Below are 649 nucleotides of genomic sequence, written 5' to 3' on the forward strand. Positions count from 1 at the left end.
CTCCCTCGGTATAATCTGATATCCTCACGCAGCGGTATAATCTGATATCCTCACGCAAGCTCGTCTATTCGCAGGATTTTATCCTTTAGATTTTAATGATGAACGAAAGATAGCGAGATATATTAGGACGTGTCGTTAAAAAGGCGTGCGGGAACAGAGGTGGAGTTGATTCACCCAATACATTCCAGATGCTGCACGTATTCTCCACGGTGCCCTTAGCGATTTTCACTCCCATGTCTCGACGGGTCAATAGCCCTCTCATTCCTTCGTCACATCTATCTAAGGGGTGGAGGTCGGTCTTTCTAACGGAACAGGTCGGAGCCTTTTTGCGTAATGTATCCCGATACTCCGTGCTTTCTTTATCTCCTGCGAATACGCCAACTTGCGTGAGATACGGTTTATTTTAAGCTGCTAATGCAAAGATTTTATTGGGGTTGTAGGCTTCATCACTACGGGCCATTCCTACTAAGAGTCGAGCTAGTTTTCCACATAACTTCATGATGGACTTCATCTTTTTAAGCTTTTTCACCTGAACATTATGGTGATGTAAGGCTTTAAATTCTTGGTTACTCATGACCATGCACATCGTGACTAAATAGAGAAAGTGACGCAGCCGTGGACGGCCTCGTTTACTGAGCTTCAGTTGTCC

General features: G+C 44.7%; 1 pseudogene. It reads right to left on the reverse strand.

Annotated features, from left to right (window positions below):
- Positions 1–403 precede the first annotated feature (403 nt).
- Positions 404–649: pseudogene (locus AC1DUA_RS39890) on the reverse strand (IS110 family RNA-guided transposase); the annotation flags it as partial.

This window comes from Paenibacillus sp. 01T422, assembly GCF_056398785.1.